Source organism: Streptomyces sp. cmx-4-9 (assembly GCF_046548835.1).
Lineage (GTDB): Bacteria > Actinomycetota > Actinomycetes > Streptomycetales > Streptomycetaceae > Streptomyces.
In genome coordinates this window covers 145,005-161,057 of record NZ_JAEBEE010000008.1, presented here as the reverse complement: position 1 = coordinate 161,057, position 16,053 = coordinate 145,005, and the positions used below count along the sequence as shown (strand labels likewise).

Genomic DNA, 16,053 nt, shown 5'->3' with positions numbered 1-16,053 from the left:
GTGGCGGCGCGCCCGGACGGGGTCCGGGCGCGGCCGTCGCGGCGGGGCCGGCCGGCGGACTAGACGGTGGGGCGCAGCCGGGCCTGGTCGACGGCGCTGCGGCCGTCCTGGGTGCCCTTCAGGAGGGCGCTGCCCTCGCGCCAGTCCTTCCAGTCCATGTTCCAGTCGCCGAAGCCGTTGCCGAAGATGTCCATGTCCTCGCCGATGCTGTTGACGACCTGGACGATGTCGCCCTCGGTGATGTTCTCGTAGAACCAGGCCGCGTTGCCCGTGCTCATGCCGGTGCACCCGTGGCTGACGTTCTCGTAGCCGTGGGAGCCGACGGACCACGGGGCGGCGTGGACGTATTCACCACTCCAGGTGACGCGGGTGGCCCAGTACACGGGCAGGTTGTAGTACTCGCTGCCGCCGATGCCGACGGTGTCCCCGCGCATCTGTACGTAGTACTGCTTGCCCAGCACCACCTTGATGCCGTTGCGGGTGGAGAAGCCGGGCTTGCCGGTGGTCACCGGGATGGAGTTGACCACTTCCCCGTTGCGCTTGAAGGTCAGCCAGTGCGAGGAGGCGTCGGTGGTGACCTCCACCCGGTCCCCGATCTCCAGCTTCAGCGGCTTGGAGGCGGTGCCGTGGAGCTCGTCGGTGACCCGGATGCCTTCGAGGTTGCTCCGTACGGAGACCTCGGTGTTGGCGGGCCAGTACTCCTTCGGGCGGTAGTGCAGCGTCTTGTCGTCGACCCAGTGCCAGGCGCCCTCCACCCCGGCCGGGGCGTCGACGACCAGCCCGCGCTCCACGATGGCGCGCGCCGCCTTGTCCTTGACGGGTTCGTTGAGTTCGGCGGTGATGGGCTGCCCGACCCCGTACTTGCCCGCGTCCGGGCCGAACTCGACGTTCAGCACGCCCTTGGACGGGGTGGTGTCGAAGGTGAGCCTGCGCTGCCCCGGGGCGCCCCGCTCGTCCTCGGTGCTCACGGTGACCGTGTAGCGCACCCCTGAGGCCATCGGGGCGGTGCTGTGCCAGCGGTCCCCCTTGGCGGTGAGTTCGCCCGCCAGGCGGCGCCCGTGGCTGTCCACGGCGGTCACGTCGGTGATCCGCCCCTCGCCGCTCTTGGCGGTGACCTCCAGGGGCCGGTTGGGGTCCACGGGGCGGCTGCCCGCGGCCTGGTTGAAGGCGACCTGCCCGCCCGCGTCGAACGGGCGGGCGGACAGCGGGTTCTTTTCGCCGGACCCGCATGCGGTGGCGCCGGCCCCGAGGGACGCGACCAGCAGGGAGCAGCCGAGTACCGTCCAAAGACGCGGTGAGTGCTTCATGGGGCCAACGCTATGAAGATATGACAAATACGGCGCGCGGGGTGACTGCAAACGAGGGGCCCGGACCCCTCCGAAGAGGTGTCCGGGCCCCGGTTGCCGCGCGGCGCAGCCGTGCGAGCGGTGCTGCTACTGGTTCTGGTTCTCACCGCGGTAGTACTCGTACACCCAGCCCCACAGGCCGACCAGGATGATCGGGGCCGAGAAGTACATGAGCCACCAGCCGAAGACGACTCCCATGAAGGCGAGCGCGCCACCGACGGCCAGCGAGAGCGGCTGCCAGCTGTGCGGGGCGAAGAAGCCCAGCTCGCCGGCCTCGTCGGCGACGTCGGCCTCCAGGTTGTCCTGGGCCATCTCGTCGACGCGCTTGGCCGTGAAGGCCAGGTAGTAGCCGATCATCACGCTCAGGCCGAAGGCCAGGAAGAGCGCGGTGGTACCGACGGGCTCCTTCGACCACACGCCGTACACGACGGCCATGATCAGGATGAAGAAGGAGAGCCAGAGGAACATCTTGCCCTGGATCTTCACTTGCCGGCCTCCTTGCCGCCGGTGACGGCCGCGGCGGCGACGCTGTGGTCCTCGAGGTGGTCGAGGGCCGCGATCTCAGGATGGTGCAGGTCGAACGCCGGGGACTCCGAACGGATCCGCGGCAGGGTGAGGAAGTTGTGCCGCGGCGGCGGGCAGGACGTCGCCCACTCCAGCGAGCGGCCGTAGCCCCACGGGTCGTCGACCTCGATCTTCTTGCCGTACTTCGCCGTCTTCCAGACGTTGTACATGAACGGCAGCATCGACAGGCCCAGCAGGAACGAGCTGATCGTCGAGATGGTGTTCAGCGTGGTGAAGCCGTCGGCGGCGAGGTAGTCCGCGTAGCGGCGCGGCATGCCCTCCGCACCCAGCCAGTGCTGCACCAGGAACGTGCCGTGGAAGCCGATGAACAGCGTCCAGAAGGTGATCTTTCCGAGGCGCTCGTCCAGCATCTTGCCCGTGAACTTCGGCCACCAGAAGTGGAATCCGGAGAACATCGCGAAGACCACGGTGCCGAAGATGACGTAGTGGAAGTGCGCGACGACGAAGTACGAGTCGGAGACGTGGAAGTCCATCGGGGGCGAGGCCAGGATGACGCCGGTCAGACCACCGAAGGTGAAGGTGATCAGGAAGCCGACGGCCCAGAGCATCGGTGTCTCGAAGGACAGCGAGCCCTTCCACATGGTGCCGATCCAGTTGAAGAACTTCACACCGGTCGGTACCGCGATCAGGAAGGTCATGAAGGAGAAGAACGGCAGCAACACACCACCGGTGACGTACATGTGGTGGGCCCACACGGTCACCGAGAGGCCGGCGATCGCGATCGTCGCACCGATCAGGCCGATGTAACCGAACATCGGCTTGCGGGAGAAGACCGGGATCACTTCGGAGATGATTCCGAAGAACGGCAGCGCGATGATGTACACCTCTGGATGCCCGAAGAACCAGAAGAGGTGCTGCCACAGCAAGGCGCCGCCGTTGGCCGCGTCGAAGACGTGCGCACCGAACTTCCGGTCGGCCTCCAGCGCGAAGAGCGCGGCGGCCAGCACCGGGAAGGCCAGCAGGACCAGGACACCGGTCAGCAGCACGTTCCAGGTGAAGATCGGCATGCGGAACATCGTCATGCCGGGAGCGCGCATGCAGATGATCGTGGTGATGAAGTTGACCGAGCCGAGGATCGTGCCGAAGCCGGAGAAGGCCAGACCCATGATCCACATGTCGGCGCCGATACCCGGCGAACGGACCGCGTCCGACAGCGGGGAGTAGGCGAACCAGCCGAAGTCGGCCGCACCCGAGGGGGTGACGAAGCCGGCGACCGCGATGGTCGAGCCGAAGAGGTACAGCCAGTACGCGAACATGTTCAGCCGCGGGAACGCCACGTCGGGCGCGCCGATCTGCAGCGGCATGATCCAGTTCGCGAATCCGGCGAACAGCGGCGTCGCGAACATCAGCAGCATGATCGTGCCGTGCATCGTGAACGCCTGGTTGAACTGCTCGTTCGACATGATCTGCGTACCCGGTCGGGCCAGCTCGGCGCGCATGAAGAGCGCCATGATCCCGCCGATGATGAAGAACACGAACGAGGTGACCAGGTACATCGTGCCGATGGTCTTGTGGTCGGTGGTGGTGAGCCACTTCACGACCACGTTGCCCGGCTGCTTGCGCCGTACCGGCAGCTCGTTCTCGTACGAGTCGGCTGCGGCGGCACCCTGAGGTTCGTTGAGGATGCTCACAGTTTGTTCGTCTCCGCGTTCCGGGCCGGGTCGGTCTGCTTGATGCCCGCCGGCAGGAAGCCGGTCTGCCCCTTCTCGGCCAGCTGCTTCAGGTGCGCCTGGTACTCCTCAGGCGAGACGACCTTGACGTTGAAGAGCATCCGGGAGTGGTCGACGCCGCACAGCTCGGCGCACTTGCCGACGAAGGTGCCCTTCTGGGAAGGGGTGACCTCGAAGACGTTGGTGTGGCCCGGGATGACGTCCTGCTTGAAGAGGAACGGCACCACCCAGAAGGAGTGGATGACGTCGTTCGACGACAGGATGAAGCGGACCTTCTCCCCGACGGGGAGGACCAGCGTCGGTCCCGGGTTGCCGTTCGCGTTGCGGTCGCCGGGGACGCCCTTCTCGTAGACGCCCTCGGCGCCCGCCGGGAAGGCCTCGGTGAAGCGGTCCGGGATGGCGGCGAGCTCCTTGGGGACCTCACCCGCCTTCGGGGTCGCCGCGTCGCCGTCGACGTTCTCGATGTAGTTGAAGCCCCAGCTCCACTGGAAGCCGATCACGTTGACCGTGTGGGTCGGCTTGGCGGAGAGCGAGAGCAGCTTCGACTCGTCACGCGCGGTGAAGTAGAAGAGCACCGAGACGATGATGAGCGGAACCACGGTGTACAGCGCCTCGATGGGCATGTTGTACCGGGTCTGCGGCGGAACCTGTACCTTCGTCCGGCTGCGCCGGTGGAAGATGACGCTCCAGATGATCAGGCCCCAGACCAGGATGCCCGTGATGAGCGCGGCGGCCCAGGATCCCTGCCACAGGGAGAGGATGCGCGGAGCCTCCTCGGTCACCGGAGTCGGCATTCCGAGGCGGGGGAAGTCTTTCCATGTATACGAGCAACCAGTGGCGGTCGCCAGGACCACGCCCGCAGTCAGCGCCTGCAGCAGCTTCCGCCGCATCGGGCGCCGCGGCGAGCGGTCGGAGCCGTAGGGACTCACGTAGCGCCTTCCCGAGAGTCTCGGCCCGCGCGGCCGGCCGCGGCCGTGTTCGGGTCGGTCGCCGGCCCTGACGCAGGCAGGGGTTTGGATGTTTATGCGGACCAAACCCTACTGGACGCTATTTGGGGTCGCGCGGGGAGGGTGCCCAACGCGCCGCTACTGCCCCCGAAGGGATGGATCCGCCGTCCGGGGGACGCCCCCGGCCGCCTCGAACGGCGGTCGCCGGACGACATCTGACGGCCCCTGACCTAGGACGGTGCCGGGCGGCGGCTAGCGTGACCGGATGCCGTACTTCGACACCGCGTCCGCCGCCCCCCTGCACCCCGTGGCCCGGCAGGCGCTGCAGGCCTCCCTGGACGAGGGCTGGGCCGATCCGGCCCGCCTGTACCGGGAGGGGCGGCGGGCCCGGCTGCTGCTGGACGCCGCGCGGGAGGCCGCCGCGGAGTCCGTGGGCTGCCGCCCGGACGAGCTCGTGTTCACTCCTTCGGGGACGCACGCGGTTCACACGGGCGTCGCGGGAGCCCTCGCCGGCCGCCGGCGCGTCGGCGGCCGTCTGGTCGTATCGGCGGTCGAACACAGTTCTGTCCTGCACGCGGCCGAGGAGCACGAGCGGACGGGGGGCACCGCGGCCCGGGTGCCGGTGGACCGGTACGGGGCCGTCGACCCCGCCGGGTACGCGGACGCGCTGGTGCCCGGGACCGCCCTGGCCTGCCTCCAGTCGGCCAACCACGAGGTGGGCACGGTCCAGCCGGTCACGGAGGTGGCCGAGGTGTGCGCCGCGGCCGGGGTGCCGCTGCTGGTGGACGCGGCGCAGTCGCTGGGCTGGGGACCGGTGGAGGGCGCCTGGTCGGTGCTCGCGGCCAGCGCCCACAAGTGGGGCGGCCCGCCCGGGGTCGGGCTGCTGGCGGTCCGCAAGGGGGTCCGCTTCGCTCCCCGACACCCCTCGGACGAGCGGGAGTCGGGCCGCTCCCCCGGCTTCGCCAACCTCCCCGCGATCGTGGCGGCGGCCGCCTCGCTGCGGGCGGTACGGGCCGAGGCCGAGGCGGAGGCCGCCCGGCTGCGGGTCCTGGTGGACCGGATCCGCCGGCGCGTGGTCCGGCTGGTCCCCGACGTGGAGGTGGTCGGCGCCGCGGACCGGCGGCTGCCGCACCTGGTCACGTTCTCCTGCCTGTACGTGGACGGGGAGAGCCTGCTGCACGCGCTGGACCGCGCCGGCTTCTCGGTCTCCTCGGGCTCCTCCTGCACGAGCTCCACGCTGACCCCCAGTCACGTGCTGGCGGCCATGGGCGTGCTGTCCGAGGGGAACGTCCGGGTGTCCCTGCCGGCCGGGACCACGGCGGAGGAGGTCAACGCGTTCCTGGAGGCGCTGCCGGGCGCGGTGGCGGGGGTACGGGCGAAGCTCGGCGTGTCCGAGCCCGCGGCGGTGGCGCCGGAGGCGGACTCCCTGGAACTGGACGCGCTGGGCCTGCGCTGCCCCCAGCCGGTGATCGAGCTGGCCCGGGCCATCGGCCGGGTCCCGGTGGGCGGCACGGTGACGGTGGTCTCGGACGACGAGGTGGCCCGCCTGGACGTGCCGGCGTGGTGCGCCCTGCGCGGCCATGCCTACCTGGGCGAGGCCGCCCGTCCCGCGGGGGTGGCGTACACGGTCCGCCGGCTGCGGTGACGGGGCCGGCCACGGACCGGCCCGCGGCCGGGGGCGCCGGACTGCGGGCCCCCGGCCGGTGGGCGGTCAGGCCGTGAGGTGGGCGCGGACCTCGGCCGCCGCCTCTTCGCCGTAGGCCTTGGTGAAGCGGTCCATGAAGGGGGTCCGGGCCAGGGTGTACTCCTGGGTGCCCAGCGTCTCGATGACCAGCGTCGCGAGCATGCAGCCGAGCTGCGCCGCGCGCTCCAGGCCGACGCCCCAGCCGAGGCCGGTCAGGAATCCGGCGCGGAAGCCGTCGCCGACGCCGGTCGGGTCGACCTTCGCGGTCTCCTCGGGGCAGCCGACCACGATCGGGGCCTCGCCGGCCCGCTCGATCCGGACGCCGTTCGAGCCGAGGGTGGTGACCCGGGTGCCGACCCGGGCGAGGATCTCCTCCTCGGTCCAGCCCGACTTCGACTCGATGAGGCCCTTCTCGTACTCGTTGGAGAAGAGGAAGGTCGCCCCCTCCATCAGGGTGCGGATGTTCTCGCCGTCCATCCGGGCGATCTGCTGGGAGAAGTCCGCGGCGAAGGGGATCGCGCGGGTGCGGCACTCCTCCGTGTGGCGCAGCATCGCCTCGGGGTCGTCCGCACCGATGAGGACCAGGTCCAGGCCGCCCACCCGGTCGGCGACGGCCTTCAGCTCGATCAGCCGGGCCTCGCTCATCGCGCCCGTGTAGAAGGAGCCGATCTGGTTGTGGTCGGAGTCGGTGGTGCACACGAAGCGCGCGGTGTGCAGCACCTCGGAGATCCGGACCGACTGGGTGTCGACGCCGTGCCGGTCGAGCCAGGCGCGGTACTCGTCGAAGTCGTAGCCGGCCGCGCCGACCAGGACCGGGCGGCTGCCGAGCTGCCCCATGCCGAAGCAGATGTTCGGGCCGACACCGCCCCGCCGCACGTCGAGGTTGTCGACGAGGAAGGAGAGGGAGACCGTGTGCAGCTGGTCCGCGACCAGCTGGTCGGCGAAACGGCCGGGGAAGGTCATCAGGTGGTCAGTGGCGATGGAGCCGGTGACTGCGATACGCACGGCGTGGATGCTCCTGCGAACGATGGCGAGGGGACAGTCAAAACTACCCGGTCGGCAGCCTTGGTCCGACCGCACGAAACTACCCCGTAGTAGGTCTTTCCTGGCGCACTCCGGGGTGTCTACGGTGCGGACATGACCTTCACCGACGGCTCCGGTCACACCGAGTACACCTCCGCCGCGCGCGCCGCGGAAGCATCCCGTCAGCCGGGTCTGGCGGATTTGCTGGGCGACTGCGCCCGGATGGCCCCGCACTGGCCGGTTCCGGCGGGCTCCCGACCGGCCCGGGTGGCCCCTTCGCAGATCCACGGGATCCGCGTCCCGGCGGCCTCGGCCCGGCTGATCGCCTCCACCGCCGCGTACGGGGACCAGTAGGGAACCGGTTGCGCGTCCGCTCCGTCCCACCGGCATCACGTACGACGCAACCGGCGAAGGAGCGATGCGGTGACCAGCGAGGAACCCGACACATCCCGCAGTGCCCGGCGGCGGCCGGCCTGGGCCATCGGCTCGATCGCGGCAGCCGTCCTGATCGCGGGCGGCGGAACCGCGTACTGGGCCTCGACGGCCCACGGCGACGGCGGCGGCGCGGGCCACAGCGCCGCTTCGGCGCCGCGCCGGGCGGACGGCTCCGGCGACCCCTCGGCGCCGGGCATCGCACCCGGGGAACCCGACCCGTCCGGCGGCGGGGTGGTCTACCGGGCGGAGGGCAGGCTGCCGGAGGCCCCGGCCTCGGCGCCCTCGTTCACGGCGTCCGGTGAGGTCTCGGCCGAGGAGGCGGCCCGGCTCGCCGCGGCCCTCGGCCTGTCCGGCACCCCGCGGGAGAACGGGGACGTCTGGCTGGCCGGCGAGGCCGCCGACGGCAGCGGGCCCCGGCTCACGGTGACCCGCAAGGCCCCGGGCAGCTGGAACTACACCCGCTTCCGGGCGGACGGCGCCGGGGACGACTGCGTGCGCGGCAAGGACACCTGCGGACCGGCCACCCTCCCCCGCGACCTCGGCGGCGGCGCCGGGGACCAGGGCGGTACGACCGCTTCCGGCACGCCGGTGTCCGAGGAGGCCGCCAAGGCCGCCGCGGCGCCCGTACTGGCCGCGGCCGGGCTGGCAGGCCCCCGGCTGGACGCCCGCCTGACCCAGGGTGCGGTGCGCGTGGTCACGGCGGACCCGGTGGTCGGCGGTCTGCCCACCCAGGGCTGGTCCACCCGGGTGAGCGTGGATGCCGGCTCCCGGGTGGTGGCGGCCTCCGGGGAGCTGAAGGCGCCGCAGCGGGCGGGCGACCAGCAGGTGGTGGGCGCCGTGGAGGCGCTGGCCCGGCTGAACGCCGCCTCAAGCGGTACGGACGGCAGCGCGCCCGGGCCCAGCGCCTGCGCGACCTCGGTCCCGCTGGACCCGCAGAGCCCGCCGGCGGCCACGGACGTCCTGCCCTGCAATCCGGAGCCGCGGCCGATGAAGCCGCCGCGGACCGAGACGGTGCGCGGCGCCGCGCTCGGGCTGGTGGCCGGGACGGTGGACGGGACGCGGGGTCTGGTCCCGGCCTGGCTCTTCGAGGTGGCGGGCAAGGACGGCGGCCCCGGCCGTACGGTGGCGCAGCCGGCCGCGGCGGCGCAGTCGCCGGCTCCGCCGAAGGACGGGCGGGCGGTGCCCGGGGTCTCGTACCAGGAGGCGGACCGGAAGCTGACGGTGAACTTCTGGGGCTCCCCGTGCTCCACGTACGCCTTGGAGGCGCGGGAGCAGGACGGGTCGGTGCTGGTGAAGATCACCGACACCCCGAACCAGCCGGGCCAGGCCTGCATCATGCTGGCGCAGGACATGACGGTGACGGCGGAGCTCCGCCAGCCGCTGGGCGGGCGCAAGGTGCTGGACGCGACCACCGGGAAGCCGCTGGTGCGCCGGTAGCCGGACCCGCTCCCGCGGCGCGGGGTGAGCGCAGCTGCGCGAAGGGCCCGTCAGGCCTAGCTGAACGAGTCGCCGCAGGCGCAGGAGCCCGTGGCGTTCGGGTTGTCGATGGTGAAGCCCTGCTTCTCGATGGTGTCGACGAAGTCGATCGAGGCGCCGTGGAGGTACGGGGAGCTCATCCGGTCGGTGACGACCTTCACACCGTCGAAGTCCTTCACGACGTCGCCGTCGAGGGAGCGCTCGTCGAAGAAGAGCTGGTAGCGCAGGCCGGAGCAGCCACCGGGCTGGACGGCGACGCGCAGCGCGAGGTCGTCACGGCCTTCCTGCTCGAGCAGGGCCCTGACCTTGCCGGCGGCGGCGTCGGACAGGAGGATGCCGTCGCTCACAGTGGTCTTGTCGTCCTGTACGGACATCTGCATTCACTCCCGAAAGTGGGCGGCTCCCCGCCGGAGACAGGGAAACGTCGGACTCTTGCCGTCGGTGGCAACGAGCGGGGCCGCGGTTTCATTCCGCCGTCCCGACGCTTGTTTCAGATAATCCATGCTCGCACACCGGGCGCGGGGGCCGACCGGACCGGTCGGCGGGGGATGCGTCACATGGACACGAGCGGCATCGTCAAACTGACGTGAAGCGGTTATGATAGATAGCGTCAAATAGACGAGAAGTCGCAGCGCCGTTGTCTTCAGAAGCCACTTGTCGCAGAACAGAAAGGGTGCGTGTCGTGACCACCGCCCAGCCTTTGGACGTCCAGCCGACGCCCCTTGCCCTGCTGCTGCTCGGCCGGGAGGCCGACCCCAAGAGCGAGCGCGGGGTGGAGTGCCCCGGCGACCTGCCCTCGCCCTCGGACCCGGACCTGGTGGCGCGGGCCCGCGCGGCCAAGGAGAAGCTCGGGGACAAGGTCTTCATCCTCGGCCACCACTACCAGCGGGACGAGGTCATCGAGTTCGCCGATGTCACCGGCGACTCCTTCAAGCTGGCCCGGGACGCGGCGGCCCGGCCGGAGGCCGAGTACATCGTCTTCTGCGGCGTCCACTTCATGGCCGAGTCCGCGGACATCCTGACCTCGGACGACCAGAAGGTGGTCCTGCCGGACCTCGCCGCCGGCTGCTCGATGGCCGACATGGCCACCGCCGAGCAGGTCGCGGAGTGCTGGGACGTGCTGACCGAGGCGGGTGTGGCCGAGCAGACGGTCCCCGTCTCGTACATGAACTCCTCGGCCGACATCAAGGCCTTCACCGGCAAGCACGGCGGCACCATCTGCACCTCCTCCAACGCCAAGAAGGCCCTGGACTGGGCCTTCGAGCAGGGCGAGAAGGTGCTGTTCCTGCCGGACCAGCACCTGGGCCGCAACACCGCCGTCCGCGACATGGGCATGTCCCTGGACGACTGCGTGCTGTACAACCCGCACAAGCCGAACGGCGGCCTGACCGCCGAACAGCTGCGCAACGCCAGGATGATCCTGTGGCGGGGCCACTGCTCGGTGCACGGCCGGTTCTCGGTGGACTCGGTCAACGACGTGCGCGCCCGCATCCCCGGCGTGAACGTGCTGGTGCACCCCGAGTGCAAGCACGAGGTGGTGGCGGCCGCGGACTACGTCGGCTCGACCGAGTACATCATCAAGGCCCTGGAAGCGGCCCCGGCCGGGTCCAAGTGGGCCATCGGCACCGAGCTGAACCTGGTGCAGCGGCTGGCGAACCGGTTCGCCGCCGAGGACAAGGAGGTCGTCTTCCTCGACAAGACGGTCTGCTTCTGCTCGACCATGAACCGCATCGACCTCCCCCACCTGGTGTGGACCCTGGAGTCCCTGGCCGAGGGCAGCCTCGTCAACCAGATCCGGGTCGACAAGGAGACGGAGAGCTTCGCCAAGCTCGCCCTGGAGCGGATGCTGGCCCTCCCGTAGCCCTCCCGTGGCCCTCCCGTAGCAGCGGGAGGGGCCGGAACGCCACGCGCCGAAGGGGCGCCCCCGTGCGGGGGCGCCCCTTCGGCTTCGGGCTGCGTCAGACCTTCGCGGGCGCGCCGTCGTCCTCCCGGGCGTCCTGCGGGGCCGGGACCGCCGTGCGGCGGGCCTGGTTCCGCTCCCGGCGGCGCTCCTTGCGGAGCTCGACCATCGTGTAGAGCGTCGGCACCAGGAGCAGCGTCAGCAGGGTCGAGCTGACCAGGCCGCCGATGACGACCACCGCGAGCGGCTGCGAGATGAACCCGCCCTCCCCGGTGACCCCCAGGGCCATCGGGAGCAGGGCGAAGATCGTCGCCAGGGCCGTCATCAGGATCGGGCGCAGCCGGTGCCGGCCGCCCTCGACGACGGCCTCGACCACGCCGAGCCCCTGCGCCCGGTACTGGTTGACCAGGTCGATCAGGACGATCGCGTTGGTCACCACGATGCCGATGAGCATCAGCATGCCGATCATCGCCGGGACGCCCATCGGGGTACCGGTGACCAGGAGCAGGCCGAGGGCGCCGGTGGCCGCGAACGGCACGGAGACCAGCAGGATCAGCGGCTGGACCAGCGACCGGAAGGTCGCCACCAGCAGCATGAAGACGATCGCGATGGCCGCGAGCATGGCCAGGCCCAGCGAGCCGAAGGCCTCCTCCTGGTCCTGCGAGACGCCGCCGATGGCCGCCGTGGCCCCGTCGGGCAGCTCCAGCGCCTTGATCTTCGCCTGGAGGTCGGCGGTGACCGCGCCGGTGTTGTCTCCGAGGGGCTTCGCGGTGACGGTGGCGGCGCGGGCGCCGTCGATCCGGGTCATCGCGACCGGGCCGGGGACCTCCTTGACCTCGGCGATGTCGCCGAGCTTCAGCGGGCCGACCGGCAGGGCCTGGAGCTCCGCCAGGGTGGTGGCCGGCTGCGCGGACCGGATGACGATGTCGCGCTCGGTGTCCTCCAGGACCGCCTTGCCCGCGGGGGTGCCGCGTACCGCCTGGGCGACCAGCGCGCCGAGCGCCGCCTGGTCCAGGCCCGCGTCCGCGGTCCGGGGCGTGGCCGTGACCGAGATCCGCGGCACGGACCGGGACAGGTCGCTCTGGACGTCGGTGACGTCCTTCAGCTCGGCGACCTCGGCGCGGACCTGCTCGGCGGCCCGGGCGAGGGTCTCGCCGTCGCCTGCCTTGACGACCACGCTGAGGTTCTGGCTGCCGAAGCCGTCGCCGGCCACGATCCGGGTCTCGCCGATGCCGTCGAGGCCGTCCAGAGCGTCCTCGATCTCCTTCTTCACGGCGCCGGCCCGGCCCGCGTCCTCCAGGGAGACCTGGTACGAGGCCTGGTTGGAGCCCGTACCGCCGCCGAAGGCCGCGAGGAAGCCGGAGGAGCCGACGGTCACCTGGTAGCTCTTGACGCCGCCGATCCCGGCGAGCGCCGTCTCGACCTTGCGGCTCGCCTCGTCGGAGGCGGCCAGCGAAGTGCCGGGGGCCAGCTCCTGCTTGACCGTCAGGACGTCCTGCTCCCCCTGGTCGAAGAAGTTGGTCTTCAGCAGCGGGGTCATCCCGAAGGTGCCCACCAGGACGACGACGGCGATGGCCACACTGGTCAGCCGGCGGCGGGTGGCGAAGCCCAGCACCCGTACGTAGACGCTCTGGAGGCGGCTGCGCGCCTCCTTCTCCTCGGCTTCGCGGCGGGCCTTCGCGGCGCTCTCGGCGTCTTCCGCGCTGACGCCCTTCGGGGCGCGCAGGAACCAGTGGGAGAGCACCGGCACGACGGTCAGCGAGACGAGCAGGGAGGCCAGCAGGGCCGCGGTGACGGTCAGCGAGAACGAGCCGAACAGCTCGCCGACCATGCCGCCGACGAGGCCGATCGGCAGGAAGACGGCGACGGTGGTGAGGGTGGAGGAGGTGACCGCTCCGGCGACCTCCTTGACCGCGGTGAGGATGGCCGACTGGCGCTCCTCCCCGTAGCCGAGGTGGCGCTTGATGTTCTCCAGGACCACGATCGAGTCGTCGACGACGCGGCCGATGGCGATGGTGAGGGCGCCCAGCGTCAGCATGTTGAGGGACAGGTCGCGGGTCCACAGAACGATCAGCGCGAGGACGACGGACAGCGGGATGGAGACCGCGGTGACCAGCGTCGAGCGCAGCGAGCCGAGGAAGACCAGGATCACGATGACCGCGAAGAGCAGGCCGAGCAGGCCCTCGGTGGTGAGGCTGGAAATGGACTTGGCGACGGCCGGGCCCTGGTCGCTGACCACGGTCAGCTCGGCGCCGGCGCCGAGGACGGAGCGCAGTTCGGGCAGCTTGTCCTTGACCGCGTCCGAGATGGCGACCGCGCTGCCGTCCTTGTCCATGGTCAGGACCAGGGCGAGGCTGGGCTTGCCGTTGGTGCGGGTGAGGGAGTCGGCCCGGGCCGGCTCCTGCTTGACCGCGGCCACGTCGCCGAGCCGGACGGCGGGCCTGCCGGGCCCGGGACTCAGACGCAGCTCCTCGACCTGGGCGAGGGAGGTGAAGCCGGAGCCGACGCGGACGCTGCGGTTCTTGCCCGCCTCGTCGAAGGAGCCGGCGGGTACGGTCTGGCCGCCCGCCTGGAGGCCCCGCAGGAGCGCGGCCCCGTCGAGGCCCGCGGCCGCCAGCCGCGCCGGGTCGGGAGTGACGCTGACCTGGAGGTCCCGGACGCCGTCGACCGTGACCTGGCCGACGCCGTCGACGTCCGACAGGACGGGGACGACGGAGCGCTCCAGCTGGTCGGCAAGGGCCTGCTGGTCCTTGTCGGAGGTGACGGCGAGGATGACGGTCGGGATGTCGTCGGTGGAACCGGCCACCACCTGCGGGTCCACCTCGGCGGGCAGCCGGACCCGGGCCCGGTTGACGGCCTGCTGGACGTCGGCGACGAGCTGCTTGGTGCCGCTGTCGCCGTAGTCGAAGGTGGCCATGATCAGGGCGTTGCCCTCGCTGGCGGTGGAGGTGATGCCGGTGAGGCCGTCGACACCCTTGAGGGTGGCCTCGATCGGCTCCACGACCTGCTTCTCCACCACGTCGGGTGAAGCGCCCTGGTACGGCGCGAGCACGGACACCATGGGCAGTTCGATCGACGGCAGCAGCTGCTGCTTGAGCTGCGGGATGGCTATGGCGCCGAAGAGCAGCGCGACGACCGACACGAGGCCGATCAGTGCTCTCTGGGCAAGGCTGAATCGGGACAGCCAGGACATGGCGGGTATCTCTCTGCAGTGGCGTACGGGTTCGTGCCGTCGGGCACGCACGAGGGCCCCTCAGCCTCGCCCACGCCGACGGGCCCGGACGTCGCTCCCAGGTGCCGTCCTTGTGTGCGGCATACCGCGTCCGCAGTAGTCCCCGGCTGCTCCCGTCCCGGCCGGTCAGTCGGTACGGGGCCGGACCAGTCCCGATTCGTACGCAATGACCACCAGTTGGGCCCGGTCGCGGGCCCCGAGCTTGGCCATGGCCCGGTTGACGTGCGTCTTGACGGTCAGTGGACTGACCTGAAGCCGGGCCGCGATGCCGTCGTTGGGCAGGCCCGCCGCCACGTGGACGAGGACCTCGCGCTCGCGGACGGTCAGGGCGGCCAGCCGCTGGGCGTGGCCGCCGGCCGGGGCGCCGGAGGGGTCCGGGCCGGCTCCGCCGCCCTGGGCGAGGAAGGTGGCGATGAGCCCCTTGGTGGCGGCCGGCGACAGCAGGGCGTCCCCGGCGGCGGCCACGCGGATGGCGTTGAGCAGTTCCTCGGGCTCGGCGCCCTTGCCGAGGAAGCCGGAGGCCCCGGCGCGCAGGGCCGCGGCCACGTACTCGTCGACCTCGAAGGTCGTCAGCATCACCACGCGCACGCCCGCGAGTTCCGGGTCGGCGCTGATCATGCGGGTGGCGGCGAGCCCGTCGGTGCCGGGCATCCGGATGTCCATCAGGACGACGTCGGCGCGGGTCCGGCGGGCCAGTTCGTAGGCCTGGGCCCCGTCGCCGGCCTCGCCGACGACCTCCATGTCGGGCTCGGAGTCGACGAGCACCTTGAAGGCGCTGCGCAGCAGGGCCTGGTCGTCGGCGAGCAGGACCTTGATGGGGGCGCTGGGCGCGGGGGCGGCCGGGTCCGTCGTCTGGTGATCCACGCGAGGAGCGTACGCGGGCCCTCCCGCGCGGGGCGGCTCAGCCCAGGGCGAGGACGATCAGGGCGGTGCCGGCCGCGACCTCGGCGAGGGCTCCGAAGACGTCGCCGGTGACCCCGCCGAAGCGGTGCACGCAGCGGCGCAGCAGCAGTTGCGCGGCGAGCAGCCCGGCCAGGACCGCCGCCGCGTGGCGGAGGGCCGCGGGCAGGCCCAGCGGCAGGGCGGCGGCCGCGGCGAGCAGCACGACGAGGACGGCCGCGGCGGCCGCTGCGCCGCGGGGCACCACGCCGGCGACGGCCGCGCCCAGCCCCTCGGGACGGGCCGCGGGGATGCCTTCGCGGGAGGCGAGGGTCAGGGCGAGGCGGGCGGTGACGGCCGCGGTGACGGCGGCGAGGGCGCCGCGCACCCAGCTGTCCGCGTACACCTCGGACAGCGCGGCCACCTGCACGAGCAGGGTGATCACCAGGGTCACGACGCCGAAGGGGCCGATGTCGGACTGCTTCATGATGCGCAGCGCCACCTCGGCCGGCTTGGCGCTGCCCAGCCCGTCGGCGGTGTCGGCGAGGCCGTCCAGGTGCAGCCCCCGGGTCAGCGCGGCCGGGACGGCGACGGTGACGGCGGCGGCGAGCAGCGGTCCCGCGCCGCCCAGCAGCAAGGCCGCGCCGGGCACGGCCGCGAGCAGGCCGACGACCAGCCCGGCGAGGGGGGCGCAGGCCATTCCTGTGCGGGCGGCCGGCCGGTCCCAGCGGGTGATGCGGGCGGGCAGCACGGTCAGGGTGCCGAAGGCGAAGCGCAGGCCGTCGCCGATGCGGGCGCGCTCCGGCGGCGGCAGGGGAAGGTCCTCGTACGAATCAGTCATCGGCGCGAACGCTACCCGCTTACAGTGGGCGGTAA

The 16,053-nt window shown here is 71.7% G+C and carries 13 protein-coding genes; 4 read left to right on the top strand and 9 right to left on the bottom strand.

The features are described 5' to 3' along the window. Positions 1-59 precede the first annotated feature (59 nt). The 4 genes from ACLJTM_RS24900 to coxB form a co-directional block, all read right to left on the bottom strand. On the bottom strand, positions 60-1,307 hold the full coding sequence (locus ACLJTM_RS24900; protein ID WP_411105940.1) for an Ig-like domain-containing protein: 1,248 nt from the start codon (positions 1,305-1,307) through the stop codon (positions 60-62). Positions 1,308-1,433: 126 nt separating this feature from the next. Beyond that, positions 1,434-1,832, bottom strand: coding sequence for a cytochrome c oxidase subunit 4 (locus ACLJTM_RS24895; RefSeq protein WP_411105939.1), 399 nt, complete (start codon positions 1,830-1,832; stop codon positions 1,434-1,436). Next, positions 1,829-3,562: a cytochrome c oxidase subunit I gene (gene ctaD / locus ACLJTM_RS24890; protein WP_411105938.1), complete on the bottom strand. Its 1,734-nt coding sequence runs from the start codon at positions 3,560-3,562 to the stop codon at positions 1,829-1,831. The genes ACLJTM_RS24895 and ctaD overlap by 4 nt, the downstream gene beginning before the upstream one ends. Beyond that, complete coding sequence (coxB, locus tag ACLJTM_RS24885) at positions 3,559-4,530, bottom strand: cytochrome c oxidase subunit II (protein WP_411105937.1); 972 nt, start codon at positions 4,528-4,530, stop codon at positions 3,559-3,561. Before coxB ends, ctaD begins: the two co-directional genes overlap by 4 nt. A 283-nt stretch (positions 4,531-4,813) precedes the next feature. Between coxB and ACLJTM_RS24880 the strand changes: the two genes are divergently transcribed. Continuing rightward, complete coding sequence (locus ACLJTM_RS24880; RefSeq protein ID WP_411105936.1) at positions 4,814-6,193, top strand: cysteine desulfurase/sulfurtransferase TusA family protein; 1,380 nt, start codon at positions 4,814-4,816, stop codon at positions 6,191-6,193. Between the two features lie 66 nt (positions 6,194-6,259). Here ACLJTM_RS24880 and ACLJTM_RS24875 read toward each other — a convergent pair whose 3' ends face one another. After that, complete coding sequence (locus ACLJTM_RS24875) at positions 6,260-7,237, bottom strand: carbohydrate kinase family protein (protein WP_411105935.1); 978 nt, start codon at positions 7,235-7,237, stop codon at positions 6,260-6,262. 132 nt (positions 7,238-7,369) lie between these two features. Between ACLJTM_RS24875 and ACLJTM_RS24870 the strand changes: the two genes are divergently transcribed. Together ACLJTM_RS24870 and ACLJTM_RS24865 are read left to right on the top strand one after the other, a co-directional pair. Beyond that, positions 7,370-7,609: a hypothetical protein gene (locus ACLJTM_RS24870; protein ID WP_411105934.1), complete on the top strand. Its 240-nt coding sequence runs from the start codon at positions 7,370-7,372 to the stop codon at positions 7,607-7,609. Positions 7,610-7,678: 69 nt separating this feature from the next. After that, positions 7,679-9,127 carry a hypothetical protein gene (locus ACLJTM_RS24865; RefSeq protein WP_411105933.1) on the top strand — a complete coding sequence of 483 codons (1,449 nt, stop codon included), beginning with the start codon at positions 7,679-7,681 and terminating at the stop codon, positions 9,125-9,127. 56 nt (positions 9,128-9,183) lie between these two features. Here ACLJTM_RS24865 and ACLJTM_RS24860 read toward each other — a convergent pair whose 3' ends face one another. Then, a complete protein-coding gene (locus ACLJTM_RS24860; RefSeq protein WP_411105932.1) occupies positions 9,184-9,540 on the bottom strand; it encodes a HesB/IscA family protein in 357 nt (118 codons plus the stop codon). 299 nt (positions 9,541-9,839) lie between these two features. Between ACLJTM_RS24860 and nadA the strand changes: the two genes are divergently transcribed. Beyond that, positions 9,840-11,027, top strand: coding sequence for a quinolinate synthase NadA (gene nadA / locus ACLJTM_RS24855; RefSeq protein ID WP_411105931.1), 1,188 nt, complete (start codon positions 9,840-9,842; stop codon positions 11,025-11,027). A 97-nt stretch (positions 11,028-11,124) separates the two neighbouring features. Here nadA and ACLJTM_RS24850 read toward each other — a convergent pair whose 3' ends face one another. The 3 genes from ACLJTM_RS24850 to ACLJTM_RS24840 all read right to left on the bottom strand — a co-directional run bounded on the left by ACLJTM_RS24850 (position 11,125) and on the right by ACLJTM_RS24840 (position 16,018). After that, complete coding sequence (locus ACLJTM_RS24850; protein ID WP_411105930.1) at positions 11,125-14,259, bottom strand: efflux RND transporter permease subunit; 3,135 nt, start codon at positions 14,257-14,259, stop codon at positions 11,125-11,127. 165 nt (positions 14,260-14,424) lie between these two features. Then, entirely contained in the window at positions 14,425-15,162 is a 738-nt protein-coding gene (locus tag ACLJTM_RS24845) for a response regulator (protein WP_411105929.1), read from the bottom strand. 37 nt (positions 15,163-15,199) lie between these two features. Then, positions 15,200-16,018 carry an adenosylcobinamide-GDP ribazoletransferase gene (locus tag ACLJTM_RS24840; protein WP_411105928.1) on the bottom strand — a complete coding sequence of 273 codons (819 nt, stop codon included), beginning with the start codon at positions 16,016-16,018 and terminating at the stop codon, positions 15,200-15,202. Between the last annotated feature and the right edge of the window lie 35 nt (positions 16,019-16,053).